31 protein-coding genes, 1 pseudogene and 1 riboswitch are annotated in these 24,935 nt (G+C 63.3%); of the genes and pseudogenes, 24 read left to right on the top strand and 8 right to left on the bottom strand.

The genetic code is table 11. The annotated features are described in order from the left end of the window. The first annotated feature begins 88 nt into the window (after positions 1-88). Both KUF59_RS11065 and KUF59_RS11060 read left to right on the top strand, forming a co-directional pair. Complete coding sequence (locus KUF59_RS11065) at positions 89-829, top strand: response regulator (protein ID WP_258769437.1); 741 nt, start codon at positions 89-91, stop codon at positions 827-829. Between the two features lies 1 nt (position 830). Next, positions 831-2,159, top strand: coding sequence for an ATP-binding protein (locus KUF59_RS11060; protein ID WP_212457409.1), 1,329 nt, complete (start codon positions 831-833; stop codon positions 2,157-2,159). A gap of 12 nt (positions 2,160-2,171) precedes the next feature. Here the strand turns inward: KUF59_RS11060 and KUF59_RS11055 are convergent, their stop codons facing one another. Beyond that, a complete protein-coding gene (locus KUF59_RS11055; protein ID WP_212457410.1) occupies positions 2,172-2,387 on the bottom strand; it encodes a hypothetical protein in 216 nt (71 codons plus the stop codon). 236 nt (positions 2,388-2,623) lie between these two features. On the opposite strand from KUF59_RS11055, the gene KUF59_RS11050 reads away from it, so the two are divergent. The 8 genes and pseudogenes from KUF59_RS11050 to KUF59_RS11015 all read left to right on the top strand — a co-directional run bounded on the left by KUF59_RS11050 (position 2,624) and on the right by KUF59_RS11015 (position 10,072). Beyond that, the gene (locus KUF59_RS11050) at positions 2,624-3,160 is read left to right on the top strand and encodes a lytic transglycosylase domain-containing protein (protein ID WP_212457411.1); all 537 of its coding nucleotides are present in this window, start codon (positions 2,624-2,626) and stop codon (positions 3,158-3,160) included. Between the two features lie 126 nt (positions 3,161-3,286). Next, positions 3,287-3,415, top strand: a riboswitch (TPP riboswitch). Further along, a complete protein-coding gene (locus KUF59_RS11045; RefSeq protein WP_212457412.1) occupies positions 3,403-4,428 on the top strand; it encodes an FAD-dependent oxidoreductase in 1,026 nt (341 codons plus the stop codon). Its footprint overlaps the riboswitch before it by 13 nt. Further along, positions 4,419-4,616 carry a sulfur carrier protein ThiS gene (gene thiS / locus KUF59_RS11040; RefSeq protein ID WP_212457413.1) on the top strand — a complete coding sequence of 66 codons (198 nt, stop codon included), beginning with the start codon at positions 4,419-4,421 and terminating at the stop codon, positions 4,614-4,616. Before KUF59_RS11045 ends, thiS begins: the two co-directional genes overlap by 10 nt. A 154-nt stretch (positions 4,617-4,770) precedes the next feature. Next, entirely contained in the window at positions 4,771-5,553 is a 783-nt protein-coding gene (locus KUF59_RS11035) for a thiazole synthase (protein ID WP_212457414.1), read from the top strand. Continuing rightward, positions 5,540-6,166 carry a thiamine phosphate synthase gene (locus KUF59_RS11030; RefSeq protein WP_212457415.1) on the top strand — a complete coding sequence of 209 codons (627 nt, stop codon included), beginning with the start codon at positions 5,540-5,542 and terminating at the stop codon, positions 6,164-6,166. The genes KUF59_RS11035 and KUF59_RS11030 overlap by 14 nt, the downstream gene beginning before the upstream one ends. A gap of 179 nt (positions 6,167-6,345) precedes the next feature. Then, complete coding sequence (gene thiC, locus KUF59_RS11025; protein ID WP_212457416.1) at positions 6,346-8,244, top strand: phosphomethylpyrimidine synthase ThiC; 1,899 nt, start codon at positions 6,346-6,348, stop codon at positions 8,242-8,244. Positions 8,245-8,342: 98 nt separating this feature from the next. Beyond that, positions 8,343-9,524 carry an HNH endonuclease gene (locus KUF59_RS11020; RefSeq protein ID WP_212457417.1) on the top strand — a complete coding sequence of 394 codons (1,182 nt, stop codon included), beginning with the start codon at positions 8,343-8,345 and terminating at the stop codon, positions 9,522-9,524. A gap of 58 nt (positions 9,525-9,582) precedes the next feature. Then, positions 9,583-10,072 (top strand): annotated as a pseudogene (locus KUF59_RS11015) (mismatch-specific DNA-glycosylase). Between the two features lie 20 nt (positions 10,073-10,092). Here the strand turns inward: KUF59_RS11015 and KUF59_RS11010 are convergent. Beyond that, positions 10,093-10,848, bottom strand: a complete 756-nt coding sequence (locus KUF59_RS11010; RefSeq protein WP_212457419.1) for an FRG domain-containing protein — start codon at positions 10,846-10,848, stop codon at positions 10,093-10,095. Between the two features lie 391 nt (positions 10,849-11,239). Between KUF59_RS11010 and KUF59_RS11005 the strand changes: the two genes are divergently transcribed. After that, entirely contained in the window at positions 11,240-11,632 is a 393-nt protein-coding gene (locus tag KUF59_RS11005; RefSeq protein ID WP_212457420.1) for a hypothetical protein, read from the top strand. 405 nt (positions 11,633-12,037) lie between these two features. After that, the gene (locus KUF59_RS11000; RefSeq protein WP_212457421.1) at positions 12,038-13,006 is read left to right on the top strand and encodes an IS110 family RNA-guided transposase; all 969 of its coding nucleotides are present in this window, start codon (positions 12,038-12,040) and stop codon (positions 13,004-13,006) included. Positions 13,007-13,271: 265 nt separating this feature from the next. Here KUF59_RS11000 and KUF59_RS10995 read toward each other — a convergent pair whose 3' ends face one another. Continuing rightward, positions 13,272-13,817 carry an HD domain-containing protein gene (locus tag KUF59_RS10995; protein ID WP_212462104.1) on the bottom strand — a complete coding sequence of 182 codons (546 nt, stop codon included), beginning with the start codon at positions 13,815-13,817 and terminating at the stop codon, positions 13,272-13,274. 48 nt (positions 13,818-13,865) lie between these two features. Here KUF59_RS10995 and KUF59_RS10990 point away from each other — a divergent pair, with 48 nt between their 5' ends. From KUF59_RS10990 to KUF59_RS10975, 4 genes are all read left to right on the top strand, one after another. Continuing rightward, on the top strand, positions 13,866-14,378 hold the full coding sequence (locus tag KUF59_RS10990) for a mismatch-specific DNA-glycosylase (RefSeq protein WP_212462103.1): 513 nt from the start codon (positions 13,866-13,868) through the stop codon (positions 14,376-14,378). A 309-nt stretch (positions 14,379-14,687) separates the two neighbouring features. Beyond that, positions 14,688-15,284 (top strand): DUF6647 family protein, encoded by a 597-nt coding sequence (locus KUF59_RS10985; RefSeq protein ID WP_212462102.1) that lies wholly within the window; start codon positions 14,688-14,690, stop codon positions 15,282-15,284. Between the two features lie 450 nt (positions 15,285-15,734). Beyond that, the gene (locus tag KUF59_RS10980) at positions 15,735-17,267 is read left to right on the top strand and encodes a PLL family lectin (RefSeq protein ID WP_212462101.1); all 1,533 of its coding nucleotides are present in this window, start codon (positions 15,735-15,737) and stop codon (positions 17,265-17,267) included. Positions 17,268-17,276: 9 nt separating this feature from the next. Next, entirely contained in the window at positions 17,277-17,732 is a 456-nt protein-coding gene (locus tag KUF59_RS10975; protein WP_212462100.1) for a HEAT repeat domain-containing protein, read from the top strand. A gap of 129 nt (positions 17,733-17,861) precedes the next feature. Here KUF59_RS10975 and KUF59_RS10970 read toward each other — a convergent pair whose 3' ends face one another. Beyond that, positions 17,862-18,296 (bottom strand): hypothetical protein, encoded by a 435-nt coding sequence (locus KUF59_RS10970; RefSeq protein ID WP_258769436.1) that lies wholly within the window; start codon positions 18,294-18,296, stop codon positions 17,862-17,864. Between the two features lie 341 nt (positions 18,297-18,637). On the opposite strand from KUF59_RS10970, the gene KUF59_RS10965 reads away from it, so the two are divergent. From KUF59_RS10965 to KUF59_RS10950, 4 genes are all read left to right on the top strand, one after another. Then, complete coding sequence (locus KUF59_RS10965) at positions 18,638-19,021, top strand: RidA family protein (protein WP_212462098.1); 384 nt, start codon at positions 18,638-18,640, stop codon at positions 19,019-19,021. 119 nt (positions 19,022-19,140) lie between these two features. Further along, complete coding sequence (locus KUF59_RS10960; protein WP_212462097.1) at positions 19,141-19,398, top strand: hypothetical protein; 258 nt, start codon at positions 19,141-19,143, stop codon at positions 19,396-19,398. Between the two features lie 198 nt (positions 19,399-19,596). Next, positions 19,597-19,848, top strand: a complete 252-nt coding sequence (locus KUF59_RS10955; RefSeq protein ID WP_212462096.1) for a hypothetical protein — start codon at positions 19,597-19,599, stop codon at positions 19,846-19,848. 103 nt (positions 19,849-19,951) lie between these two features. Further along, positions 19,952-20,584, top strand: coding sequence for a hypothetical protein (locus KUF59_RS10950; protein ID WP_258769435.1), 633 nt, complete (start codon positions 19,952-19,954; stop codon positions 20,582-20,584). Between the two features lie 2 nt (positions 20,585-20,586). Here KUF59_RS10950 and KUF59_RS10945 read toward each other — a convergent pair whose 3' ends face one another. Continuing rightward, a complete protein-coding gene (locus KUF59_RS10945; RefSeq protein ID WP_212462094.1) occupies positions 20,587-21,075 on the bottom strand; it encodes a J domain-containing protein in 489 nt (162 codons plus the stop codon). A 151-nt stretch (positions 21,076-21,226) separates the two neighbouring features. Here KUF59_RS10945 and KUF59_RS10940 point away from each other — a divergent pair, with 151 nt between their 5' ends. Continuing rightward, the gene (locus KUF59_RS10940) at positions 21,227-21,919 is read left to right on the top strand and encodes a glutathione S-transferase C-terminal domain-containing protein (RefSeq protein ID WP_258769433.1); all 693 of its coding nucleotides are present in this window, start codon (positions 21,227-21,229) and stop codon (positions 21,917-21,919) included. A gap of 93 nt (positions 21,920-22,012) precedes the next feature. On the opposite strand, the gene KUF59_RS10935 is transcribed toward KUF59_RS10940, so the two are convergent. Next, entirely contained in the window at positions 22,013-22,315 is a 303-nt protein-coding gene (locus tag KUF59_RS10935; RefSeq protein WP_258769432.1) for a hypothetical protein, read from the bottom strand. Between the two features lie 113 nt (positions 22,316-22,428). Here KUF59_RS10935 and KUF59_RS10930 point away from each other — a divergent pair, with 113 nt between their 5' ends. From KUF59_RS10930 to KUF59_RS10920, 3 genes are all read left to right on the top strand, one after another. Next, a complete protein-coding gene (locus tag KUF59_RS10930; protein ID WP_212462091.1) occupies positions 22,429-23,196 on the top strand; it encodes an SDR family NAD(P)-dependent oxidoreductase in 768 nt (255 codons plus the stop codon). A 193-nt stretch (positions 23,197-23,389) separates the two neighbouring features. Then, entirely contained in the window at positions 23,390-23,638 is a 249-nt protein-coding gene (locus tag KUF59_RS10925) for a helix-turn-helix domain-containing protein (protein WP_212462090.1), read from the top strand. 117 nt (positions 23,639-23,755) lie between these two features. After that, complete coding sequence (locus KUF59_RS10920; protein ID WP_212462089.1) at positions 23,756-24,238, top strand: collagen-like protein; 483 nt, start codon at positions 23,756-23,758, stop codon at positions 24,236-24,238. A gap of 6 nt (positions 24,239-24,244) precedes the next feature. On the opposite strand, the gene KUF59_RS10915 is transcribed toward KUF59_RS10920, so the two are convergent. Both KUF59_RS10915 and KUF59_RS10910 read right to left on the bottom strand, forming a co-directional pair. Further along, on the bottom strand, positions 24,245-24,463 hold the full coding sequence (locus KUF59_RS10915; RefSeq protein WP_212462088.1) for a hypothetical protein: 219 nt from the start codon (positions 24,461-24,463) through the stop codon (positions 24,245-24,247). A gap of 81 nt (positions 24,464-24,544) precedes the next feature. Then, on the bottom strand, positions 24,545-24,811 hold the full coding sequence (locus KUF59_RS10910; protein WP_212462087.1) for a DUF2277 domain-containing protein: 267 nt from the start codon (positions 24,809-24,811) through the stop codon (positions 24,545-24,547). Between the last annotated feature and the right edge of the window lie 124 nt (positions 24,812-24,935).

Raw genomic sequence — 24,935 nt, 5'->3', positions numbered from 1 at the left:
GTTGCCGGACGTTGCCCGACCGGCAGCCGGAAACATTCGGAAACAAAAATCTTCGCCGTTTCGCCCGAATCTTCGACAAACAGAGCACATGGCTAATCCCTCGCCCAACATCCTGGTCGTCGAGGACGACCGCGAAACCCGGACGTTGATTGCAAAGTATCTGCGCAACAACGCCTGCAACGTCACCGCCGTCAGCGACAGCCGCGAGATGGCGCGCGCCATGGCCGACCAGCGCGTGGACCTGCTCATCCTCGACGTCATGCTGCCCGGCGAGGACGGCTTGAGCCTGTGCCGCAAGGTGCGCGCGGAGCAGCAGACGCCGATCATCATGCTAACCGCGCGCGGCGAGGACATCGACCGCATCGTCGGCCTCGAAATGGGCGCCGACGACTACCTGCCAAAACCGTTCAACCCGCGCGAGCTGCTCGCGCGCATCAACGCGGTGCTGCGCCGCCAGCAGGCCGCCAACGCGGCGAGTTCGATCGAGGGCGCGAGCACGCTCGCCTTCGAGGGCTGGCGCATCGACCTGCGCCTGCGCGAATTGCGCAATCCGGAAGGGGCGCGTGTCGCAGTGACCAGCGCCGAGTTCGACCTCTTGCGCACCTTCTGCGAGCGTCCCGGCCGCGTGCTGTCGCGCGACAGCCTGCTCGACCTCACGCAGGGACGCGCGACCGGTTCGTTCGAGCGCTCGATCGACGTGCTGGTGAGCCGCATCCGCCGCAAGATCGAGCCCAACCCGCAGGACCCCACCATCATCAAGACGGTGCGCTCCGGTGGTTATCTGTTCACACCGAGAACGGAAGCAGTGACGTCGTCCTTGAGTAGCTGACATGAGGCTGTTCGGGTTCTTCCACCTCAAGGGCATCGGCGGCCAGATCGCCGCCCTCGTCGTGGCGTCGATCATCGCGCTGCATCTGATCCTCACCTTGAGCTTCCTGATCAGCCGGCCGGATCGCGTCGAGCCGCCGCCGGATGGCGCGCACCAACTGGCGAACGCCGCGCTCTTGCTCGGCAGCGCCGAGCCAGGCGAACGGCCGCGGCTGATCGCCGACGTCAAGCGCGCCTTCCCGAAGCTCGAGATCGAGGAGCTCGCGCCCGGTGCGGCCTTAATCGTCGACGACGGCGACGGCCAGCACCTCCACGGCATGCGCTGGCGTCTCGGCCATCAATACAAGGTCGCCGCACTGGCGCCGAACGCCGACGCGCACCGGGTCGGCATCACCCTGCCCGACGGCAGCATGATCGCGGGCCGCGTCGATCCGGGCCCGCGCCAGCCGCGGTTCTGGGGCGGCCCATGGATGATGACGCTGCTGTTTGTGCTGATCAGCGTTACCATGCTCGGCCTGTGGGCGGCCTACGCGCTCGCCAAGCCGCTGTCGTCCTTTGCCAGGGCCGCCGAAGGTTTCAGCCTCGACGGCACCGCGGAGCCGCTGCCGGAGCGTGGGCCTGAGGAGATCCGCTCGGTGGCGCGCGCGCTCAACCGCATGCAGGAGCGCATCGCGCGGCTGATGTCGGACCGCACAAAGATGCTGGCGGCGATCAGCCACGATCTGCGCACGCCGATCACGCGACTGCGGCTGCGCGCCGAATTCATCGAGGACGAGACCAATCGCAGGCGCATGCTGATCGATCTCGACCAGATGCGCACGATGCTGGAATCCGTGCTGTCGCTGCTCCGCAACGACCGTAAGGTCGAGGCGGTGACGCTGGTCGACATCGCCAGCACGCTGCAGCTGATCGCCGACCAGTTCGCCGACATGGGCCACACCGTGCACTATGAGGGCCCGGCGCAGGCGACCGCCGTCGCGCGGCCCGACGATCTGCATCGCGGCATCACCAATCTCGTGGAGAACGCGGTGCGCTTCGGCGCCGAGGTGACGATCCGCCTCGACGTCTCAGGCACCAAGCTCACGATCGACGTCGAGGACGACGGTCCCGGCATCTCCGACGAGCGCAAGGAAGCCATGCTGGAGCCGTTCGTGCGCGGCGACGACGCGCGCAACATGGACGACACCGCAGGCTTTGGCCTTGGCCTCTCGATCGCGCGCGCGATTGCACTTGCTCATGGCGGCGAGCTGTCGCTGCACGACCGCACACCGCACGGATTGATCGTGCGCATGCAACTGCCAGTCTGGCAGCAGCCGCGGCTCGCGGCGTGATGCTGATTTAGGCTAAGCTGCGAGCGGCTGGTGCTCGTCGGCGGCGTGATCGAAGATCGCGATCGCCTCGAAGCGATAGCCGCAGGCGTGACATTTCCAGAGATAGGAGATGCGTCCCACGCCCGGCTCGATCCAGTCGGGCAGCGGGATCGGCGTGCCGCATTGTGCGCACGGGTTCTGCATGGGAATTTCGCCAATGTCGGATCTGGTCATGTCAGATTTTGTCATGGCACCCTCCCGAGTAGCGGCCTTCTGATAGTCGCTTTTTGCTCCAAGCGCCAATGGACAGGCCTTCTGTCGCGAGCGCGCTCGGATCGTTTGCGTGAACTCTAAGAGAGCTTTGAGTCGTAAAGACGACGCCGCGCCGCAAAATCGCTGATGGCGGCGTTTGGCCACATCATCGCCGTGTTCGCTTGGCCTAACGCATCCCGGGCGCAGGTTATCTAGCGTCGAAAGGATATTTGATGAAAGTTTTGCTCATCGCAGCCGCAGTTGCGGCCGCACTCGCACTGCCGCAATCCGCCATCGCCGGCGAAACCGAATATGCCGAAATGGCGGCCGCGCAGGCGCGCGCCAACGGCGTGCCGGAAGCGCTAGTGCACCGCGTCATCATGCGCGAGAGCCGTTATCAGCCGCATCTCGTCGGCCGTGGCGGCACCATCGGGCTGATGCAGATCAAGCTCGCGACCGCCCGCGGCCTCGGTTACACCGGCGATGCCGCCGGCCTGCGCGATCCCGCCACCAATCTCACCTATGGCGTGAAATACCTTGCCGGCGCCTACCATGCCGCGAACGGCGATCACGGCCGAGCCATTCGTTATTATGCGGGCGGGTATTACTACGTCGCAAAGCGTCAACGTCAGGAGATCGCCCAGCAGGGCGATTTGAACCAGGCCTGGCTCGAGCCGAACGGCAATCCGGTCTCGGCGTTTGGCGCGCCACCGCGGAAAAAGCTGGCGCAGAGGGTGCGGAACGCGCGGGCGCAGGTTCCATCAAGGTGATCGTCATTCCGGGGCGATGCGTCAGCATCGAACCCGGAATCCAAGGATTCCGGGTCTGGTCCTTCGGACCATCCCGGAATGACAGTGGACGATGCGTTGACACATCCCGCCACTGGCATACATTAGAGCCGTTCCGAGGGGTGCTCCGAGGAGGAGCTGAGATACCGCTAAATGGGTCAGAAGGCCCAAGACCGCGGTGACCCTTTGAACCTGATCCGGGTCATGCCGGCGAAGGGACAGGGATGTACCAGACGACAAAACGACCGGATTCCGCGATATCCATCATCGGCGCAGGCATTGCAGGCGCTTGGCAGGCGCTGCTGTTCGCTCAGGCGGGCCACGCGGTCACGCTACACGAGCGCAGTGACGCTGACATGACCGACGCCACCAGCCACTGGGCCGGCGGCATGCTCGCGCCCTATTGTGAGGCCGAGGTCGCCGAACCCATCATCAGCCGGCTCGGCGAGCGCTCGCTTCATATCTGGCGGCGCGAATTGCCGGATACGCCGTTCAACGGCTCCCTGGTCGTGGCCCATGCCCGCGAGCGCAACGATTTTGAGCGCTTTGCCAGGATGACCGAGGGGCACCAGCGGCTCGATGCCGCGAGCCTCGCGCAGCTCGAACCGTCGCTGGAGGGCCGCTTCCGCGATGCGCTGTTCTTCCCAAGCGAAGGCCATGTCGAGCCGCGGCGCGTGCTGCCCAAGCTGCATGAGCGCATCCGTGCCGCCGGCGGCACCATCAAGTTCAATAGCGACGTCACCGCAAAGGATCTCGCAGACCTTGATTTCAAAGGCATCGTGATCGACTGCCGCGGCCTCTCCGCACGCGACGAGCAGCCGGAGCTGCGCGGTGTCAAGGGCGAGATGATTTTGATCGAGACATCAGAGGTGCAGCTTGCGCGCCCCGTGCGTCTCATCCATCCGCGCTGGCCGCTCTACGTGATCCCGCGCGAGGACAACCTCTTCATGCTCGGCGCGACCTCGATCGAGGCCGAGGACACCGGCGTCAGCGTGCGCTCGGCGCTTGAATTGCTCGGCGCGGCCTATGCGGTGCACCCCGCCTTCGGCGAGGCCCGCATCGTCGAGTTCGGCTCGGGCCTGCGGCCCGCCTTCCCCGACAACCATCCGCGCATCGGCATCCGCGGCAGCAAGATCAGCGTGAACGGGCTCTACCGCCACGGTTTCCTGATCGCGCCGGCGCTCGCCGAGCTGACGCTCGCCTATGTCGAGCGCGGCCAGATCGACAATGAGGTGATGCAATGCGCGTGATCGTGAACGGCGAGCATCGCGAGATCAATGCAGGATGCGTCAGCGCGCTGCTCAGCGAGCTCGACTATGAGGGCACGCATTTCGCGATTGCCGTGAATTATGACGTGGTGCCGAAAAGCCGCTGGGCCGAGACGCAACTGAAAGCCGGCGACGAGATCGAGATCATCACACCGCGGCAGGGAGGGTGATGGGGATGACGCGCGTGCCCCACACTCCGCTGTCATCGCCCGGCTTGACCGGGCGATCCAGTACGCCGCGGCCTCGCAGTGTCACGGCACGGCCTCTGGAATACTGGATCCCCGCCTTCGCGGGGATGACAGGGTCAATTGAGGAAACACCGACATGGTGACCTTCTACGGCAAAACCTTCCCCTCGCGCCTGCTGATCGGCAGCGCGCTGTATCCTTCGCCCGCGATCATGCAGGCGGCGATCCGCGCATCCGGCGCGAGCATCGTCACCGTGTCGCTGCGGCGCGAGGCCGCCGGCGGCAAGTCGGGCGACGCGTTCTGGAATCTGATCCGCGAGCTCGACGTCGCCGTGCTGCCGAACACCGCCGGCTGCCGCAGCGTGCGCGAGGCCGTGACGACCGCAAAGCTCGCCCGCGAGCTGTTCGGCACCGCCTGGATCAAGCTCGAAGTGATCGCCGACAACGACACGCTGCAGCCCGACGTCGTCGGCCTGGTCGAAGCCGCCGCCATTTTGATCAAGGACGGCTTTGAGGTGTTCCCCTATTGCACCGAGGATCTCTCGGTCGCGACGCGCCTCGTCGATGCCGGCTGCAAGGTCGTGATGCCCTGGGCGGCGCCGATCGGCAGCGCGAAGGGCATCACCAACCGCGACGCGCTAAAACTGCTGCGCGAGCGGCTGCCCGATATCACGCTGGTGGTCGACGCCGGTCTCGGCGCGCCCTCGCACGCCGCGCAGGCGCTGGAGCTCGGCTACGACGCCGTGCTGCTCAACACCGCGATCGCAAAGGCGGCCGATCCCGTCGCGATGGCAAATGCTTTCCGTCTCGGCGTCGAGGCTGGTCGCACCGCTTATGAGGCCGGGCTGATGGAAGCCCGTGACTTCGCCTCCCCGTCAACCCCTGTCGTTGGGACCCCGTTCTGGCATGCCGTATCCTGATCGCAACGCGTATCCTGATCCCTTCTACGCCGTCGTCGACACCGTCGACTGGGTCGCGCGCCTCGCAAAGCTCGGCGTCGGCACCATCCAGTTGCGGGCCAAGGATTTGAACGACGCCGAAGCGCTGCAGATCGTCACCGACGCGCTCGCCGCGGTTCAGGGCACGCAGGCCAAGGTCGTCGTCAACGACTATTGGCGCGCGGCGATCGTCGCCGGCGCCAAGCATCTGCATCTCGGCCAGGAGGATCTGCTCGATGCCGACCTCAACGCGATCCGCGAGGCCGGCCTGACCTTCGGCATCTCCACCCATGACGACGCAGAGCTCGAAACCGCGCTCGCCGCCCAGCCGGACTACATCGCGCTCGGCCCGATCTTCTTCACCACGCTCAAATCGATGCGATTTGAGCCGCAGGGCATTCCAAAGATCACCGAATGGAAGAAGCGCATCGGCAGCATTCCGCTGGTCGCGATCGGCGGCATCAAGTTCGAGCACGCCGCGGAGATCTTTGCCGCCGGCGCCGATTCCATCGCTGTCGTCAGCGACGTCACCCAGAACGCCGACCCTGACGCCCGCGTGCGCCAGTGGCTCGGCTACCGCAAGGAGGCCGCGTGATGCTGCCCCTCGCTCCCTTTTCACTCCGTCACCCTGAGGTGGCCGCTTCTTCAGCGGCCCTCGAAGGGCGACGGCCCGGCTCGTTCATCCTTCGAGGCGCGCCCTGCGGTTACACCGCACGGCGCGCACCTCAGGATGACGAGAGCAACAGCACGCATACGAATTAAACGGAGGACCCCATGAACATTCGCTCCAACCCCGAAAAGACCGTTCCCGCCGTCACGACCGGCCCCCTCGCCTCCTCGCGAAAAATCTTCGCCTCCCCCGACGCCGCGCCCGATCTGCGCGTGCCGCTGCGCGAGATCATCCTCTCGGAAGGTGCGGGCGAACCGAACCTGCCGGTCTACGACACCTCGGGCCCCTACACTGATCCCTCCGTCACCATCGACGTCAACGCCGGCCTCGCCCGCAACCGCAAGGCCTGGGTGCTGGAGCGTGGCGGCGTCGAGGAATATGAGGGCCGCCAGATCAAGCCGGAGGACAATGGCAGTGTCTCCGCTGACAACGCCGCGCGCGCCTTCTCCGCCTACCACAATCCGCTGCGCGGGTTGGACGGCCACAAAATCACGCAGCTCGAATTCGCGCGTGCCGGCATCATCACCAAGGAGATGATCTACGTCGCGGCGCGCGAGAATCTCGGCCGGAAAGAACAGCTCGAGCGCGCGGAAGCAGCCCTTGCCGACGGCGAAAGCTTCGGCGCCTCGGTCCCCGCCTTCATCACGCCGGAGTTCGTGCGCTCCGAGATCGCGCGCGGCCGCGCCATCATCCCCTCCAATATCAACCACAGCGAACTCGAGCCGATGATCATCGGCCGCAACTTCCTGACCAAGATCAACGCCAATATCGGCAACTCCGCCGTGACGTCCTCCGTCGAGGAAGAGGTCGAGAAGATGGTGTGGGCGATCCGCTGGGGCGCCGACACCGTGATGGACCTCTCGACGGGCCGCAACATCCACACCACCCGCGAATGGATTCTGCGCAACTCGCCGGTGCCGATCGGCACCGTGCCGATCTACCAGGCGCTGGAGAAGTGCAACGGCGATCCCGTGAAGCTCACGTGGGAGCTCTACAAGGACACGCTGATCGAGCAATGCGAACAGGGCGTCGACTACTTTACGATCCACGCCGGCGTGCGCCTGCCCTACATCCACCTCACCGCCAACCGCGTCACCGGCATCGTCTCGCGCGGCGGCTCGATCATGGCAAAGTGGTGCCTGGCGCATCACAAGGAGAGTTTCCTCTACACGCATTTCGACGAGATCTGCGATCTCATGCGCAAGTATGACGTCTCGTTCTCGCTCGGCGACGGCCTGCGTCCGGGCTCGATTGCCGATGCCAACGACCGCGCGCAGTTCGCGGAGCTGGAGACGCTCGGCGAGCTCACCAAGATCGCGTGGGACAAGGGCTGCCAGGTCATGATCGAGGGCCCCGGCCACGTGCCGATGCACAAGATCAAGATCAACATGGACAAGCAGTTGAAGGAGTGCGGCGAGGCGCCGTTCTACACGCTCGGACCGCTGACGACCGACATCGCGCCGGGCTATGACCACATCACCTCAGGGATCGGTGCGGCCATGATCGGCTGGTTCGGCTGCGCCATGCTCTGCTACGTCACGCCGAAGGAGCATCTTGGGCTACCCGACCGCAACGACGTCAAGGTCGGCGTCATCACCTACAAGATCGCCGCCCACGCCAGCGACCTCGCCAAGGGCCACCCGGCCGCCCAGCTCCGCGACGACGCGCTCTCCCGCGCCCGTTTCGACTTCCGCTGGACCGACCAGTTCAACCTCGGCCTCGACCCCGACACCGCGAAAAACTTCCACGACGAGACCCTGCCGAAGGAAGCCCACAAGGTCGCGCATTTCTGCTCGATGTGCGGCCCAAAATTCTGCTCGATGAAGATCACCCAGGACGTCCGCGACTACGCCGCAACGCTGAATGATCCGAACAGCGTCGGCATGTCGATGAGCGGGACGGTCGAGGACGGCATGAAGCAGATGAGCGCGAAGTTCAAGGAGATGGGAAGCAGCGTCTATCTGGATGCGGAGAAGGTGAAGGAGAGTAATCGGGTGCTGTGAGAATTCGCGACACATTTCGCTAGCGCTTTGAGCATGCAAGGGGCCGAACGAAAATTCGGCCCCTTTTTCTCAACTCATTTCAAGAAGCGACGTTGCAAATGACAACTCTAGCAATTCATTGGAAGAACAAAGAATCTAAGAACTATGTCGACCTTATCCCCACGAGCCTGTTCGATGCGGAAGTAGGGGACAAGGAGATTGAGCACGATACAAGGAAGCCGAATGGTTCAACCTTTGCTGTCAGAACTATAATTCGGATTAAAGGAAACACTGCAACGCTTACTTATCGGCTGAGCAACAACGACCCAAAATCGATCTGGCCGGGCGTCACCCGCATCCTATTTGAGACGGCGGAAAGGAAGGTCGTGCGCCGCATCGAATGGCAAGACGAGGGAGACGCAACGTTCGTTGTCCCAGACCCGCCCCCAGTCTGGCTGGAAGAAGACTACGAGGAAAGCGAAGATCAACGAGGTTTTGTTATCAAGACTGACTCCATCGAGCAAAGTGGCAAACTGCTCTCGCTTCAAGCACGGCCGATCGCAAAGATGCAAGGAGGTGACATCTCTGTGGGGGATCGAGTCTTCGTGTGGCTGCTTGAAGAGGATGGCGGACAAGGAATTACGTGGTACGGCTCAGTACGGAACTTAGATAAGCAACGCACAAACGACTATCACATCCAACTTGCCGATCTACGTAAAACGTCTTCCCTTTTTGGGACGCGAGAACTCGATGAATTTAGACACTCAACTGATGTCTATGAGGCAAGCCTGTACGAAAAACTAAAGGGATACTCGCATCGCGGCATCAGGCGGATCGAACGTGATGAGGTCGGCAGGCTAATGCCTCTCTTCGACGCTCATGATTTCGAAGCCGATGGACATAATGAAGTTGCTCGCTTGAAGCGGCTCGGGAACGTGGCATTGCGCCCCGATCAGGCAAAGTTTAGCGTAAGGATTCGACGAGCCTATCAAGGCAAATGTGCGTTTACTGGCTGCACCACAGCCGAAGCGCTTGAAGCGGCCCATATCAAGGTCGAAAAAGGGCAAGACGATAATAACCTACGAAATGGACTCTTGCTTCGGGCTGATGTTCATGCGCTTTTCGATGAAGGTCTGATTGCCCTGACGCTGGATGGAAGCCGAGTCGAAATCAGCAGTAGGCTTTCAGATACCACATACGATTTCCTGCGAACAAGGGAAGTATCGCAACCACAGAGCGAGCGCCCGTCGGAAGAGAACATCCGCCATCACCGACTGAGATTTGGGTTTCATTGTCCGTGAAGCACAGCCTGTTTGGCCAACCCACTTTGCGGAACTGACAAGCCTGCGGACGCGTGATTTGCCCGAAACCACGTTCAACGGCTTCCCCGACCAGCTCCGCGAAAACCTCTGCCTTCTCTTCGTCGGCACCGCCGCCAGCACGCACTCGGCCGCGCTTGGTCACTACTACGCCCATCCCGGCAACCGCTTCTGGCGCGCGCTGCACGAGGCCGGCATCACGTTGCGGCGCTATCAACCGGGCGAGTTCACAGCGCTGCTCGCGCTCGGGATCGGCTTCACCGACCTCTCCAAACCCGGCACCGGGATGGATCACGAGATCGCCAGACAATCCTTCGATGTCGCGGGCTTCCGGGCCAAGATCGAAAGGTATCGCCCGAAGACGATTGCCTTTACAAGCAAGAAGGCGGCGAGCCTGTTCTACGGCGGGCCGTCCGGCTTGATCTCGCTGAGGTGGCAGCAGGCTGGACGAAGGGGTTCCCGACGTCTTCGTGCCCTCGGGACGACTTCTAGTCGTTGGCAGCCGCGTCAATGGTTCTTCGATGATCTAGCCTGCAGGCTCACGAGTGCCTCACGAGAATCGCTGTTTCAGCTCTTCGGCCAATCCGTCCAAGTCCGGGAATAAGACTGAATCCGTAACGCCCAAAAGTTTCAGTTCTCGACGCATCGTATCATGGTAAGCGGGATCAAGTTCTAAGCACTGTAAAATTCTGTCGTCAGAAACCAGTGCGCCAAGGCCCTCCTTACGTTTGCCATGCACGGTGAAACATGCTCGCTGTCCTGGCAATCTGGGATGAACATAGGTCGGATAGACAGCGATCGGAAGATCGACCCCAAGCTCATCAGACTCTTCCCATGCAGCGCGAAGATTCCTGAATGCAGGATTTTGATCTCCGTACCAAGGCAGAGGAAATTGCCTGGGCAAATCATCCGGCCGCTTCGGCTGACCGGCCGAGAGAGCATTCAACTCGAGCGGGTTGAGCATCCACACCACAGCAGAGGTGTGCTTCTTTAGGGCAAAGTGCAGCGCAATCAACGCGCCTTCGGACCAATCAAGCAATCGAGTAGGCAGCCCAACATGCTGCGCGAGGAAAAGCCATTGGTCCGTGTGATCACGATGTGGCGCAAATTCAGAGTAGCCAGCTCCTCTGGCGCGAAACATTTGAAGCAACTCGTTCTCACGATCTCGGCTTGCACTTCGGTAAAGCGACGGAATTAGGGGCGTATCGCATAACGGCTCCCCCCTGAACCATTTCGGTTCTTGGCAATGCCATCCCGCTGAACCTTGGCGTACTGCCTCGATGAACTTTTCAATGGTCTTTATCATTTCCCTGCCCTAACGACCGGGCCGATCCTACACGGTTGGCGCACGCTACACATCCTGGAATACTGCCGTATCGCTCCATGGACTGCCAGACCTTGCGTTGCCCATGGGGCAAATCACAGCTCGTGGGGTGGGTTAGCGCAGCGTAACCCACCACTTCTCTTGAACAGCGTGCCGTGTCGTGGTGGGTTGGGCCTCGCGCCGTCGCTTGTGGAGCGATCGCGCTTGTGATCGGCTAACCCACCCTACGCAATTGGTAGCAAGCGTAGCCCGGATAAGCGACTTGTCCGCCGTAGCTCGAAGGGCGAAGGCGGAATCGACATCCGGGTTGCATCCGGCCCGCATATCGCTACGCTCATGCGGGCTACGCCTTGCTGCACTCACCCGGATTGCAATGACCGACAATCTGACCGGCGTCTGGGACGGCACCTTCGTTCAACCGGGCGCGGGAATGGTCACGTTCACGGCGACGCTTATCGAGGCCTGCGGTGCGCTTGGAGGCAGCGTGACCGAGCCTTGCATGATGCGGGATTGCCCGCTGAGCACTCACAACTCATCGATCGCGGGCCATCGGTCCGGAAGCCGGGTCTCCTTCGTCAAGCGTTACGAGCCGCCCGGCTACGGCTATGACACCGTCGTCTATGAGGGCACGGTGAACGCCGACGCGACGGAGATCGACGGTCGCTGGCGGCTGCCGGGCTACTCGGGAACGTTTCTGATGGTCCGCGCGACCAGAACTGCGCAGGCGGTCACGACCGAAGAAGGGATCAAGGAGCCGACGCGCTAGCAGCTCGCAGGGTGGGTTAGCCCCGCGGCTGCGCGACTTGTCCGCCGAAGCTCGAAGAGCGAAGGCGGAAGCTCAGTCCGCTCGGCGTAACCCACCGCTTGGCTTCCGCAACTTCATCCTCGCTTGTGGCATGGTGGGTTACGCCTCTCGCCATTGCTTGCGGAACGACCGCATATGGGATCGGCTAACCCACCCTTGTATTAGCCCGATCGCTTATATTGAGCCGTTCCGTGAGGAATGGCCCAGCCCGGGTGGCCGCCCGAGCTGGGTCGCCGTTCGATCGGATCGGTACCCATCGAAGCCTTGAGGGCTGTCTGACGTAGCGAGATCGCGACCGGCACTTCATCGGGACCCGAATGGTTGAACGAACTTTAGGTTCGCATAACAAGGGAGGGATCGACGAAGATGGTCAAGCATATCACGATCTGTGCCGGTATCGATACCGGCAAACGGAAGCTTGATGTGGCGATCGAAGGCCGCCGCGAGCCGCTGCAGGTGGAGAACACGTCGGAAGGTCACGAGGCTTTGTCGGCGTGGCTGCGACAGCATCGCGTCAAACGCATTGGCATCGAGGCGAGCGGCGGTTACGAACAGCCGGTCGTCGCCGAACTGCGGCGCAAGCGGTTTGTGGTTGTGGTGTTCCAGCCGGCCCAGGTCCGGGCTTATGCCAAATTCCACTTGCAGCGGGCCAAGAACGATAAGATCGATGCCGCTCTTATCGCAGCCTGCACCGCAGCGGTGCGGAAGATCCATGCCGCTCCCGATCCTCGGTTGCTGCCGTTCGCCGAGCAACTGACCATGATCGATCAGATCGGCGAGGATATCGCGCGCCTCAAGAACAGGATCGAGAGCTGCCGCAATGTGAGGATTAACCAGCTCTGGCACGAGGATATCGCTCGCCTGGAGCAACGTGAGAAGGCCGCACTCAAGGCTCTGGTCGCCTCGATCTGCAAGCATCCCGACCTTGCCAGGAGGCTCGCGCTGATCAACAGCGTCGCCGGCATCGGGCTGCCGACCGCCGTTGCCATCCTGGTGCGTCTGCCTGAGATCGGCCGGATCACGCGGGAGCAAGCTGTCGCTCTCGCCGGCCTTGCGCCCTATGACGACGACAGCGGCGACCAGGTCGGTGTTCGGCATATCGAGGGCGGACGAAAGCGGCTGCGTCGCGCCCTTTATACCGCTTCACTGGCTGCATCGTTTCGATGGAATCCGCAGCTCATCCAGCTCTACCGGAGGCTGACCGCAGCCGGAAAGGAACACAAGCGCGCGCTCGTTGCCTGCGCCAGGAAGATGCTCATCTTCGCCAACACGGTGGTAGCTCGCGGCACGCCATGGTGCGGCGAACCGCCGGCGGGATCATTCTCTGTTTCTTAGTTCGACCGGGACGCGTTTCTTCGTCCCGACCTACGGCCCCTCACGACGTCGCGCGCAGCGTCCGTCAAGGATGGCCGTCGTTTGCCCCAACTTCACGCGATCTGCCGCCAGGCCACGCCTTGACGGACGCGAGCACGGCGTCATCATGACAGACGCCGACGATCCAAACGGCGTAAAGCACAGCCGCCATTTAATGGTTGCTACGCACCTCGCCCCACCGCATCGTGATCGCCAACCCACTCAGCAAGCGGGGGGCGGCGACAGCTTAGCTCAGCGCAGCCAACTCGCGCGCTAGGTTGTCACGGGCACGCCGGTCATACCTCGCGGCGAAGGCGGCATCCGGATAGATGACAGACCGTGCGGCAAACCTGCGAAGCACGCCCGCGCGGCCGGCGCGATAGTCGGCATCACCGACATGGATGAATTCCTGCCGGATCGCCGCGGCATAGGCGTCGTATCGTGCGGCCTCCGCGCCGAGGATGCTGAGGTCGATCGAGATCAGGATCGCACCGAGGCGATCATCCGCCAAAACCTCGTGCGTGCGGGTGAGGCGGATCAGGCGGGCGACCTCCGCCCGGAGGTCGGCGCGGACGTGCTGCTCGGCCAATTGCGCGCTCAGCTCTTCATTGTCCGACCGGGTCGGGTCGTAGACGACATCGTGCCACCAGATGGCTTCCGTCAGGATGTCGCGTTCCACGGCCGAGAGACCCTCCACCTGCGCGAGCGCGGCCAGGCAGTCCTCGATATGTGCGAGGTTGTGATAGTGACGGCCAGGCGCCGCATAGGCGGCGGACAATTCTTCGCGGGTCATCGCCGAGATATAGGATGAACGCTGCGGAGATGGTAGCCATCGCTCAGGATGTCCACCCCTCACCGCCTCCCCGACCAGCTCCGCGAAAACCTCCGCCTCGTCTTCGTAGGCACCGCGGCCAGCACGCGGTCGGCTGCTGTCGGGCACTACTACGCCCATCCCGGCAACCGCTTCTGGCGCGCGCTGTTTGAGGCCGGCATCACGCCGCGGCGCTATCAGCCGGGCGAATTCGCGTCGCTGCTCGAACTCGGCATCGGCTTCACCGATCTCTCAAAATCCGGCGCCGGGATGGATCGTGAGATCGCCCGGCAGTCGTTCGATGTTGCGGGCTTCAGGGCCAAGATCGAAAAATATCGGCCGAGGACGATTGCGTTCACGAGCAAGACGGCGGCGAGCCTGTTCTACGGCAGGCCGTCGAGCGCAATCGCGTTGGGGCGGCAGCCGGGTGACGGGGAGTTTCCGGACGTCTTCGTGCTCGCCTCCCCGTCCGGCGCCGCCTCCGGCCATTGGACGCTGCAGCCATGGCGTGAACTCGCGGCGTGGATCGCTACGTTGGGTTAGCCTCGCGGCTGCGCGAAGCGCAGTCCGCGCGGCGTAACCCGTTGGCCTCCAAGATGTTCGCTGGAGGTGGTGGGTTACGCCTTGCGTCGTCGCGCGTGAGCGAGCGCGCTTGTGATCGGCTACCCCACCGAGGCAGCGCTGCGTATGTGCTACCACCCGTTGCGTTGCCCGACGAAAAGATCGCGCAACAGGATGTGAACGGGTTCACACGCACATCGCAAACCCAAGTACTACGATTGGGGTAATCTTCAGTGGCCGACATTTGCTCCAAAGCATCTTCAGTTTCGAACAGCCTCTCAGGAGGATTTCATGTTCAAACAATTTCTTGCCATTGCAGCCGTCGCAGCTTCCATTTTGCCGACCGGTTATGAGGCGCACTGCCGGGATCTGGAAGCGAGCTTCTCTGCTCGCCCCATCTCACTTGCGCAAGAATCCGATGCAAGGCGGCGCGCAGCGGATTTGCTGGACGAAATCGTCGCCTGGCTTTCCCAAAACTTCGATCTGCCCGCCATCAAGGAGCACCCGGCCATCGAACTCGCGTCAAACATGCGACTTGCAATGATGCGGGCTACAGATGGAGTCCCTTCGCAAAACCCGGCGGGAAACAATCTGCTCAACGGGCTCAGTCAGCGCCAGGTCGTGGCGCTGTACGACAACAAGTCGAAGACCATCCTGCTCTCTGAAGATTGGACCGGGACCTCGCCGGCGGATCAATCCGTTCTCGTCCACGAAATGGTCCATCACCTGCAAAATGTCGCCGGCCTCAAATTTGAATGTCCCAGAGCGCGTGAGAAGATGGCCTACCTGGCCCAAGCCAAATGGCTGGAACGCTTCGACCTGAGCCTGGAGCACGAATTTGATGTCGACATGTTCACGGTCGTGATTTCCTCTGCATGCATATACTGATTGGACTTCATGGCAAAATCTCTGGCAGTAGCTGCGATTGTGCTTGCACTTCTCACGATGGTGCGAAGCCGACCCGGCACCTTTGTCCCGCTGCCTACGGGGCCGATGCCGAGCGCTCTCGTTCCATGACAATCGTGCACAGCGGCGCCGTGCTTGGGGCGCGCACCACACACTTGCTGTCATCGCCCGACTTGATCGGGCGATCCAGTACGCCGAGACGCCAGTGATTGATTCGATAGGCCGCGGCGTACTGGATTCCCCGCCTTCGCGGGGAATGACAGCGGTGGTTGATGACGCAACAAGTGCGAACTTCACGCAGCGCGCGCACTGCGACACCACCGCACACCCGCGCAAAAATCTTCGCCAGTGTGAACTGGCTTACTCTTCCTTAGATTGCACTGCGATAGGTTTCCTACCGAAGATTTCTTCTTCAATGAAAGGAAGCCCATCATGAGCTGGCATTCATGGTTCAACGTTTCCGGCGGCGCGGCCGCGCTGAGATCGCCGATCACGGCGATCGCGCGCAACCCCAATCATCTCGATCTCTTCGTCACCGGAACCGACGGCCGCATCTACTCCACATGGTGGGATGCGGCGAGCGGCTGGGCCAGCTGGTTCAACGTCTCCGGCGGCATGGCGGCGCTGGGCTCGCCGATCACGGCGGTGGCGCGCAATCCCAATCACCTCGATCTCTTCGTCACCGGCACCGACGGCCGTATCTACTCCACATGGTGGGACGCATCGAGCGGATGGGCCAACTGGTTCAACGTCTCTGGCGGCATGGCCGCGCTCGGCTCGAAGATCACGGCGGTGGCGCGCAATCCCGACCATCTCGATCTCTTCGTCACCGGAACCGACGGCCGCATCTATTCAACATGGTGGGACGCCTCAAGCGGCTGGGCCAACTGGTTCAACGTGTCAGGCGGCATGGCGGCGCTGGGCTCGCCGATCGAGGCGATCGCGCGCAATCCCAACCATCTCGATCTCTTCGTCACCGGCACCGACGGCCGCATCTATTCGACATGGTGGGACGCGAGCGGCGGCTGGGCCAACTGGTTCAACGTCTCCGGCGGCATGGCCGCGCTGAAATCGCCGATCACGGCGGTCGCGCGCAATCCCAACCATCTCGACCTGTTCGTGACAGGCACCGACGGCCGCATCTATTCAACGTGGTGGGACGCGAGCGGCGGCTGGGCCAACTGGTTCAACGTCTCCGGAGGCGCGGCAGCACTCGGCTCGGAGATCACGGCGGTCGCCCGCAACCCCAACCATCTCGACCTGTTCGTGACGGGCACCGACGGCCGCATCTACTCCACCTGGTGGGATGCGAGCGGCGGTTGGGCCAACTGGTTCAACGTCTCGGGCGGCCGCGCCGCGCTGAAATCGCCGATCACACCGATCGCGCGCTTCCCCGATCATCTCGATCTCTTCGTCACAGGCACCGACGGCCGCATCTACTCGACATGGTGGCACCAGTCCGAACAGTTGCGCGTGCATGTGAAGGTGCTGAGCGAACCGACCACCGTGGCGCGCGCGACGATGATGCAGTCGATGCGGGACGTCTATGCCAGCGTCGGCATCGACGTCGTGATTGCGAGCGAGGAAACGCTCAATCTGCCTACGCTGAACGACCTCGACGTCGGCACCTGCGTGGTGGGCTCGACCACGGCGGAGCAGAACGATCTGTTCGGCCATCGCAACAGTGCGGGTGGAAACGACATCTGCGTCTACTTCGTCCGCTCCACCGTGCCGCCGCTGAACGGCTGCGCGGCACACCCCGCGGGGCGTCCGAGCGCGGTCGTCACCTCCGTCGCCTCGCCCTGGACCATGGCGCATGAGTGCGGGCACGTGCTCGGCCTTCCCCATGTCGACGATCCCAACCGGCTGATGATGGGCGGCGGCACCTGGAACATCACCAATCCACCGCCGGACCTGATCCAGTCCGAGATCAACACGATGCTCGAAAGCCCGCTCACCGTATAGGAGGCGTCAATGCCCACGCTCGACGAAGTCCGCAAGGAACTCGACAAGGACGAGCTCGACTATCCCGAACTGGCGCTCGCGCTGGGGCCTGCGGTGCTGCCGCATCTGAAGACGCTGGTGGCCGAGGATGAGCCGCGGATCGCGCCCAAGGCGGCGTATCTTGCCGGCATCATCTCGGCCGACGCCTCGCACGAGATCGTGGCGCAGGCCGCGCAAAGCCGGCACGACGTGGTGCGGGTGGCGGCGGCCGCGGCCGCCGCGAAGCTGCCGACGCAACAGGCGGCAAAGGTCGCCGGACAACTGCTCGGCGATGCCGACGCCGGCGTGCGCATCCGCGCGATGAAGGCGGCCGCGACCATCGACGAGCCGTCGCTCGCCGCAAAGGTCAAGACGATGTCGGAGCAGGATCACGATCCCCATGTGCGGGGTCTTGCCGCCAGCACGTATCAGCGCATGCGGCAGTAGAGCGTGGCGGCATCCGTAGGGTGGGCAAAGCGCAGCGTGCCCACCACTTCTATTGGCATCGTGGAAAGATGGTGGGCACGGCGCTTCGCGCCTTTGCCCACCCTACGCGACTACGGCTGCAACGCGCTGTCAGCGCATCGTGATCGCAAGCCCGCTCAGATCCGCGTTCGCCATCAGACCGATCTGCTGGCCCGTCAGCTCCAGCACTGCGCCCTTCTGGTTGGTGAGGACGATGGCACGCGCGCCGCGGCCGACCGCGAGGCCGGCACCGGCGGCGCCGTAGACGCCGGCGACATCGGAGGGACGGTTGATGTTGGAGACGCGACCGCGCAGCACCGTCTTCGAGCCGCCGAACACCAGGCCGTAGTCGAGCCCGCCGGTCGACAGCCCATAGGCGCGGCCGCGGAAGTTGAGCACGCCCGACCCGCCGGAGCCGCCGATGATCCAGCCTGCCTTGTAGATCGTGAGCGTCACGAAGCCGCTGTCGGCCCGCGCCGCGGTGGAGAGGCCGGCAAAGGCGGCAAGGGCAATGAGCGCGGCGCGAAAGGCGGATGAGATCTTCATGAGGGCAGTCTCCGGGGCTTGAGGCATTGTCCGAATCAGTCGCGCCGAATTTATCCGAGGGATCGCGGCGGCAAAATGTTCCAGCCAGATTCCCGTCGCCCCGCTTGCGAAGTGCGCGCCCCTCACAAGCGCCAAAATTGCGCCGTTCGGCCGATTTGCCTCGACGTCTCAACCGGCTACGCGGCGTCGCCGAGCAAAATCCCGGCACGGCCGTTCTACTTTGCATGGGGTTGTTTCGACCTTTTGTTGGAACGGGGCCTGCGCCGGTCCCGTGCCACCCGTTGCAAGTCCGTGACGTGCGGCTAGGCTGTGCACCCCGCAGTCCCCCGACGAGGTGACCCATGCCCATCCAGCATTTTGCTCCGCCGCCGAACGTCAAGGCGCCGCCGCTCTCCTTCGCCACCCGCGTCGGCGATCTCGTGTTCGTGTCGGGCATTCCCGGCTTCGACGCCAACGGCGCCCTGCCTGACGGCTTCGACGCGCAGTTCGGCAATGTCGTCGTCAACATCAAGCGCATCCTGGACCAGGCCGGCGCCACGTTCCGCAACCTCGTCAAGGTCAACGTGCTCTTGACGCGCGCGAGCGACGTGCCGGCGATGAATGCGCTCTATGCCGGCGTGTTCGGCCCGCCGCCCTATCCGGCGCGCACCACCTGCGTGGTGCAGGCACTGCCCGATCCAAAAATGCTGATCGAGATCGAGGCGGTGGCGTCGCTGGCGAAGTGAGCGATGTTTTTCGATGATCGCCCGCCTGACATCTGCGTGAACGGTCCCGGCTGCGGCTTGCAAGGCCTACGCATTTGCAGCACCAGTTCGGCGTCAAAACGCCTGCCAGGAGACATTGAATGCGTCGCGTCCTCACCCTCTGTGCCGCTGCCGGCATCGCTGCTTCGGCCCTCCCCGTCCCGGCCTTCGCGAAGGTCGGCTACTACGTGATCCGCTGGGACAACACCGGCATCTGCCAGATCTGGAACGAGGACCTGCACTACAAGCCGGTGCAGTGGCCGTCGACCTACAAGGTCGTCAGCAAGCCGTTGCCGACCTTCGACGCCGCCAATGGCGCGCAGCTCAAGATGCGCGCCGAGCGCCGCTGCACGCTCTGACAGGAGCCCGATCGGAGGCCTGAATTCGAGGGGGCGGATGGCGGAAAACGTCATCCGCCCCTGCTTTTTGTTGAACCTGTTCCACTCGCCGCCCTACTCACCTGGTGTCCGGGGCGCTTGTTCCCCCGCACCCCCGCACCACCCCTCCCCGAGCATTGCCGGGAGGCGCATCACGACTTTCATTTGAGGAGCTGATCCATGCGTCGTTTTTCCAAGCTGTGTGCTGCTGTCGGTCTTGCCGCTGCGGCCTTCGTCGCGACCAGCCCGGCCCAGGCCGGCTATCACCTGATCCGCTGGCAGGACAGCGGACTGTGCCAGATCTGGGACGAGAGCATTCCGACCACGCCGTGGCCCGCCGGCTCCCACCGCGCAAGTCCGACGGTCGCGACCTTCCTCGACGCGCTGGCCCTAAAGGACCACGCGCTGAAGAACGGCCACTGCACCTGGTAAGATTTCGATCGGCGGATCGAGATGCGGGCAAGGGCGCACCGTCGTCCTTGCCCGCTTCCATGTCCGGCCCACACTCAAATCACGAGACGACGAGATGCGCATCATGACATCCAGGCTGGCGGCCATCACATTGGCGCTCGGCGCGCTTGTCCCGCCGGCGCAGGCACAAGCGCCGCAATCTTTCCGCGTGATCTCGCCGATCTTCGGCCAGCTCGTCACCTTCTCGATGCCGTCGAATTTCGTCGCAGCCTTCGAGAATACCAAGGGCGGCCACTACATCCGCGAAGCCGTGCTGAGGGGCGAGAGCGCGCAGGCCTGGACGCAGATGATCACGGTGACCGGCGAGAAGGGCGTATCAAGCAATCCCGGCCTCACGCCGGAAAAATTCGCCGGCAACATCGCCGGCGGCTTCAAGGCAGCCTGCCCCGACAGCTTCGGCGCGAAGGGGCTCGGCACCATCAAGCTCGGCAGTTTTGATGCCTTCATCGCGGTGATCGGCTGCGGCAACGTCGATAGCGGCCCGGCCAAGCACAGCGAGACCGCACTCCTCGTCACCGTGAAAGGCGTGGCCGACTACTACACCATCCAGTGGGCAGAACGTGGTGCTGCGAGCGACAAACCGAAGGTCGACGACGAAAAGTGGACCGCGCGCCTGCGCGAACTACGCCCGATCGATCTCTGCCCGATCGTAGCGGGCGAGAAGGCGCCCTATCCGAGCTGCGTGAACAAGAGCTGAGTTCAGGCGTCCTTGTGCGCGCCAGGATGGATCAGGATATCGCGTGCGGCGGCGAGGTCGAGGAAGGCCTGCTCGCTGCCGCCGAGGTCCGGGTGCATGGTCTTGGCGAGGCGGCGGTAGGCCTGGTTGATGTCGTCGCAGGTGAGCTGCACGGCGAGCGGCAGGCCGAGCGTTTTGCGCGCGCTTTCCTCCTTGCTCAGCTTCTTCGGCAGCGCGCCACGGCGGCCGAAGCGCGGCGCGGTCAGGCCGTGGACGACATCGAGGATCACGCCGAGACGGCGCTGTGCGGCGACGACGATGTCGTGATCGTTGCCGTTGCTTGCGGCCTGGCGCAAGATCGGGATCGCCTGCTCGGCGGCCTGACGGAGCGTCGCCTCCGGGCTCATGCGCGCGATCTCGGCGGCCAGCCGGCCGGCCTCGTCCCAATCGACGGAATGGGCCGTCCGCAGCCGTTCCAGAGCCAGCTTCCAGGACTCGATGCGTTCGATCATGCCATACACATTTAGCAACAGATGCGACTATGCCAAGTTCGGCGTTTCAGACATCTTAATTTCGGGTTAGCCTTTCGCGACATTTCGACATGAATCCGGGACTAAATTCGACCTTTCCTGCCGTTTCTTCCCAATCTTCGGAGCGCCGCGCATGCTCACGCTCTATTCCTATCCCACGCTGTTTGGCGTTGCCGACAACAATGGTTACGGGCTCAAGGTATTCGCCTTCCTGAAGCTCGCGGGCGTGCCGTTCCACCACGAGCACATCTTCGATGCCTCGAAGGCGCCGCGCAGCCAGTTGCCCTACATCGTCGACGGCGACGATGTCGTCGGCGACAGCGAAACGATTCTGCAATTCGTCACGCAAAGGTATGCGCTCACGATCGATGCCGCGCTGACGCCGCTACAGCGCACGCAAAACCTGCTGACCACGCGCATGCTGGACGATCTCTACTGGGTGATGTCGTATTCGCGCTGGAAGGATGAGCGCTACTGGCACGCCTTCCGCGACGCGCTGCTGCGGGAGCACCCGACCGTCACCGAGGAAGGCCTCGTCAAGGCAAAGGCCTTCAACGAGCAGCGCTACTATTATCAGGGGATCGGCCGCTTCGATCCGGATGCCGCGATGGCACGCGGCCTCGCCGATCTCTCGGCGATTGCCGCGCTGATCCCCGCCGACGACGGCTTCGTGCATGGCGAGGCGCCGACCAGCATTGACGCCGGAATCTACGGCTTCATCGCCAACATCTACTACTATGATATCGACACGCCGCTAAAGCGGTTCGTGGCCGGGCATGACAACATCGTCCGGCACTGCCGCGCCATCCACGCGATGGTCAGCTAAAGCGCGATAGCATCGCACTTTAGCTCTCTGTTTGCGCATGATCCTTTCGGAAAACCGCTGCACACTTTTCCGGATCATGCTCTCCGTGATGCATCAATGCTGCCGGATCGGCTGATGATGGCTGCGCTTGCCGAAGCGCGGCGCGGAGAGCACGTGCAGGGCATCCTGGACAATGCCCAGCCGCTGGCGGGCGATCTCCCGCGTGCCGCGGCCGGCCGACTTTGCCGCCGCGTGGCGCAGGCTCGGCAGCACCTGCAGCGCGGCCTGCCGCAGCGGCTCGTCATGGCTCGTACCTGAGATGTCGGCGACAATCTGTGCCATTTTGCCATAATCGGGCTCGGGCGCCGACAAGCAGCGCTCGATCTCGAGTTTCCATTGTGCGATGTGCGGATCCATGCGCGTCATCCATACGGGGATGACAGCAACGCGCAAACACGGCTTGGCGTTTCGGTTGGTTCGGTTTTGAATTAGCTTGTCGGCAACATCAAACAGTGCCCTGAGGAAACGCCATGCCCCTACTCGCCAACCATATTGCTGTCATCACCGGTGCAGGCTCCGGCATCGGCCGAGCGATCGCCACGGGCTATGCGCGCGAGGGGGCGCAGGTGGTACTGTACGACATCGATGGCGGCGCCGCGGCGGAAACCGCGAATGCGATCCGCGCCGCCGGCGGCAAGGCGGAGAGTTTTGTACTCGACGTCACCAACCGCGACGCCTGCTTTGCGGCGGCCAGGCAAGTAGCCGACAAGATCGGGCAGGTCTCGATCCTCGTCAACAATGCCGGGATCACGCGACGCAATGCGTTCACTGCCGAGAAGGACACGGTTGCCAAGGACTGGCAGGACATCATTGCGCTCAATCTCAACGGCGTGTTCAACATGACGCAGGCGTTCCTCGATCCGCTGCGCGCAGCCAAGGGCCGCATCGTCAATATCGGATCGATCCAGTCCTTCGTACATCTGCGCACGCCGAGCTCGGCCGCCTACACCACCTCCAAGCATGGCGTGCTCGGCTTCACCAAGGCGCTCGCCGCGGAACTCGGCAAGGAAGGCGTTCGCGTCAACGCGATTGGCCCCGGCTTCATCGAGACCAATATCAACGCCAAGGTGCGCGCGACCAATCCTGCGCTGGTGCAGGCCTTCATCGATCACACCCCGCTCGGCCGCACCGGCAAGGCCGACGACATCGTGGGACCAGCGATCTTCCTCGCCTCCGACATGTCGGCTTACGTCACCGGCTCGATCGTGATGGTGGACGGCGGCTACCGGACGGTTTGATAGGCATCAGATCGATATGCACTCAGTGCCAAACGCGGCCGCTTTGCGGCTATCCCGAGGTCACTTCGAGAGTATCATCATCCGTTAACCACTCATTAACCGTCTTCGCCCACCGTAGATCTACGGCTTGGGGGTCGTTTTGTTCTCGATCCGCTTCCAACGTTGGGAGCGGGCGTTGATCGGGAGGTTGTCGATGACCACTGTCCATGCCGCTGCGCCTTACTCCGTCGCGCAGTCCCTTGCTCCCAACCAGATCGTTCCGCTGCTGATCGGTTCGACCATCGACGAGGTCGAGCGCGAACTCGTCGTGCAGACGCTTGCCCGCTGCGATGGCAACCGGACGCGCGCCGCGCGCGTGCTCGGCCTGTCGGTGCGCACGCTGCGCAACAAGATCAGGCTCTACGTCGCCGACGGCATCGACGTGCCGGCGTATCATGACTAGAGCATGACGACCCGTCGTCGTCTTTGATGTTGATCGCACGGGGCCGCGCGCCCTCGCGCAATTGCTGCTGTCGCCAAACGCCGCTAAGAAAAAGCGTTCTTCAGCGGGAGTGGCGGCGTGGCAGACGATCAGGGCCGGCAAGGACGACAGGGACCTCCGGGTCCGCGTGGACGACAGGGCGAGCCGGGACGGCCGGGCCCGCAGGGACACCCCGGACGGCGCGGAGCGGACGGCACACGCGGCAAGCCTGGTCCGGCGGGCAAGCCCGGGGCGGCCGGCAAGCCGGGCGCGCAAGGCAAGCAGGGCGAACCAGGGCCGCAAGGCAAGGCAGGACCGCAGGGGCCGGCTGGCCCACAAGGTCCGCGTGGCGAACCGGGCCCGCCGGGTCAACTGCCCTCGATCGAGCAGGTCATCCCTTGGCTGGAGCAGATTTTCGACGCCTGGGACGAGCGGCGGCGCCAGCGCGAGCTGGAGGCTCTCGAACAGCAGGCCCTGGAAGCAGCTGTGCTAGAGGACGGCGGCGCAATCGTCGACGACATGAGCGATGAGAGCGATGGCGACGGTCACAGGAAGAAGAAGAAAAAGAAGAAACAAAAATAGCCGAAGCTATTTCGCCGAGGCGTCGTCGCTGCGCGGCAGCATGCCCATGCGCTCGAACTGCCAGCGCATGGCGCGGTACCAGACATAGCCGACGATGGCGCCGCAGACCGTCAGGATCGCCAGATTGGCGCTGCTATAGGTGCCGCTCCACCACATCATCCAGGCGGTCCACAGCACCGTAAAGATGATGGCGCCGGCTTTCAGGGAAATCAGGGGGCGGTTCATGATTGTGCTCCGGGCTTCCAAAACCCAGGTGCCATGCTCTCCCAATCGCGTACCGCAATCCGTGAGCCAGGTCACGCAACCCTAACCGAAGCGCAAGCGCGAGCGCTCCTTCGCCTTCTCCGCCTCCACCGCACGATCACGCGCCGGCGAATGCGTATGCAGCGAGGTCAAGAGGCGCCGTGCCGCGTCCGAGACCTCGGCGACCGCACGCTCGAACACCGCCTCGTTGGCCTGCGACGGCTTGTTGAAGCCGGAGAGTTTTCGCACGAACTGCAAAGCCGAGGCGTGGATCTCGGCGTCCGTCGCCGGCGGCTCGAAATTGTGCAGGGTCTTGATATTGCGACACATGCTGCGCTCCTGTGGCCGATCGCGACGACGGCTCTCTGGAAGACGATCCGCGAGGCCGAAATCCTACATGGCATCCGGCCGCCTGTCAGACCGGTCAATATTCCGATTGCGCGATGCACCATTG

Source organism: Bradyrhizobium arachidis, from assembly GCF_024758505.1.
In the GTDB taxonomy this organism is placed as follows: domain Bacteria; phylum Pseudomonadota; class Alphaproteobacteria; order Rhizobiales; family Xanthobacteraceae; genus Bradyrhizobium; species Bradyrhizobium manausense_C.
Note: the sequence above shows the minus strand (reverse complement) of the source record. Positions and strands in the feature narration are given on the sequence as shown.

Excerpts from the sequence above, each read along its gene's own strand:
- KUF59_RS11065 (WP_258769437.1), top strand. The coding sequence starts at position 89 with ATGGCTAATCCCTCGCCCAACATCCTGGTCGTCGAGGACGACCGCGAA.
- KUF59_RS11060 (WP_212457409.1), top strand. The coding sequence starts at position 831 with ATGAGGCTGTTCGGGTTCTTCCACCTCAAGGGCATCGGCGGCCAGATC.
- KUF59_RS11055 (WP_212457410.1), bottom strand. The coding sequence starts at position 2,387 with ATGACAAAATCTGACATGACCAGATCCGACATTGGCGAAATTCCCATG.
- KUF59_RS11050 (WP_212457411.1), top strand. The coding sequence starts at position 2,624 with ATGAAAGTTTTGCTCATCGCAGCCGCAGTTGCGGCCGCACTCGCACTG.
- KUF59_RS11045 (WP_212457412.1), top strand. The coding sequence starts at position 3,403 with ATGTACCAGACGACAAAACGACCGGATTCCGCGATATCCATCATCGGC.
- thiS (WP_212457413.1), top strand. The coding sequence starts at position 4,419 with ATGCGCGTGATCGTGAACGGCGAGCATCGCGAGATCAATGCAGGATGC.
- KUF59_RS11035 (WP_212457414.1), top strand. The coding sequence starts at position 4,771 with ATGGTGACCTTCTACGGCAAAACCTTCCCCTCGCGCCTGCTGATCGGC.
- KUF59_RS11030 (WP_212457415.1), top strand. The coding sequence starts at position 5,540 with ATGCCGTATCCTGATCGCAACGCGTATCCTGATCCCTTCTACGCCGTC.
- thiC (WP_212457416.1), top strand. The coding sequence starts at position 6,346 with ATGAACATTCGCTCCAACCCCGAAAAGACCGTTCCCGCCGTCACGACC.
- KUF59_RS11020 (WP_212457417.1), top strand. The coding sequence starts at position 8,343 with ATGACAACTCTAGCAATTCATTGGAAGAACAAAGAATCTAAGAACTAT.
- KUF59_RS11010 (WP_212457419.1), bottom strand. The coding sequence starts at position 10,848 with ATGATAAAGACCATTGAAAAGTTCATCGAGGCAGTACGCCAAGGTTCA.
- KUF59_RS11005 (WP_212457420.1), top strand. The coding sequence starts at position 11,240 with ATGACCGACAATCTGACCGGCGTCTGGGACGGCACCTTCGTTCAACCG.
- KUF59_RS11000 (WP_212457421.1), top strand. The coding sequence starts at position 12,038 with ATGGTCAAGCATATCACGATCTGTGCCGGTATCGATACCGGCAAACGG.
- KUF59_RS10995 (WP_212462104.1), bottom strand. The coding sequence starts at position 13,817 with ATGACCCGCGAAGAATTGTCCGCCGCCTATGCGGCGCCTGGCCGTCAC.
- KUF59_RS10990 (WP_212462103.1), top strand. The coding sequence starts at position 13,866 with ATGTCCACCCCTCACCGCCTCCCCGACCAGCTCCGCGAAAACCTCCGC.
- KUF59_RS10985 (WP_212462102.1), top strand. The coding sequence starts at position 14,688 with ATGTTCAAACAATTTCTTGCCATTGCAGCCGTCGCAGCTTCCATTTTG.
- KUF59_RS10980 (WP_212462101.1), top strand. The coding sequence starts at position 15,735 with ATGAGCTGGCATTCATGGTTCAACGTTTCCGGCGGCGCGGCCGCGCTG.
- KUF59_RS10975 (WP_212462100.1), top strand. The coding sequence starts at position 17,277 with ATGCCCACGCTCGACGAAGTCCGCAAGGAACTCGACAAGGACGAGCTC.
- KUF59_RS10970 (WP_258769436.1), bottom strand. The coding sequence starts at position 18,296 with ATGAAGATCTCATCCGCCTTTCGCGCCGCGCTCATTGCCCTTGCCGCC.
- KUF59_RS10965 (WP_212462098.1), top strand. The coding sequence starts at position 18,638 with ATGCCCATCCAGCATTTTGCTCCGCCGCCGAACGTCAAGGCGCCGCCG.
- KUF59_RS10960 (WP_212462097.1), top strand. The coding sequence starts at position 19,141 with ATGCGTCGCGTCCTCACCCTCTGTGCCGCTGCCGGCATCGCTGCTTCG.
- KUF59_RS10955 (WP_212462096.1), top strand. The coding sequence starts at position 19,597 with ATGCGTCGTTTTTCCAAGCTGTGTGCTGCTGTCGGTCTTGCCGCTGCG.
- KUF59_RS10950 (WP_258769435.1), top strand. The coding sequence starts at position 19,952 with ATGACATCCAGGCTGGCGGCCATCACATTGGCGCTCGGCGCGCTTGTC.
- KUF59_RS10945 (WP_212462094.1), bottom strand. The coding sequence starts at position 21,075 with ATGATCGAACGCATCGAGTCCTGGAAGCTGGCTCTGGAACGGCTGCGG.
- KUF59_RS10940 (WP_258769433.1), top strand. The coding sequence starts at position 21,227 with ATGCTCACGCTCTATTCCTATCCCACGCTGTTTGGCGTTGCCGACAAC.
- KUF59_RS10935 (WP_258769432.1), bottom strand. The coding sequence starts at position 22,315 with ATGGATCCGCACATCGCACAATGGAAACTCGAGATCGAGCGCTGCTTG.
- KUF59_RS10930 (WP_212462091.1), top strand. The coding sequence starts at position 22,429 with ATGCCCCTACTCGCCAACCATATTGCTGTCATCACCGGTGCAGGCTCC.
- KUF59_RS10925 (WP_212462090.1), top strand. The coding sequence starts at position 23,390 with ATGACCACTGTCCATGCCGCTGCGCCTTACTCCGTCGCGCAGTCCCTT.
- KUF59_RS10915 (WP_212462088.1), bottom strand. The coding sequence starts at position 24,463 with ATGAACCGCCCCCTGATTTCCCTGAAAGCCGGCGCCATCATCTTTACG.
- KUF59_RS10910 (WP_212462087.1), bottom strand. The coding sequence starts at position 24,811 with ATGTGTCGCAATATCAAGACCCTGCACAATTTCGAGCCGCCGGCGACG.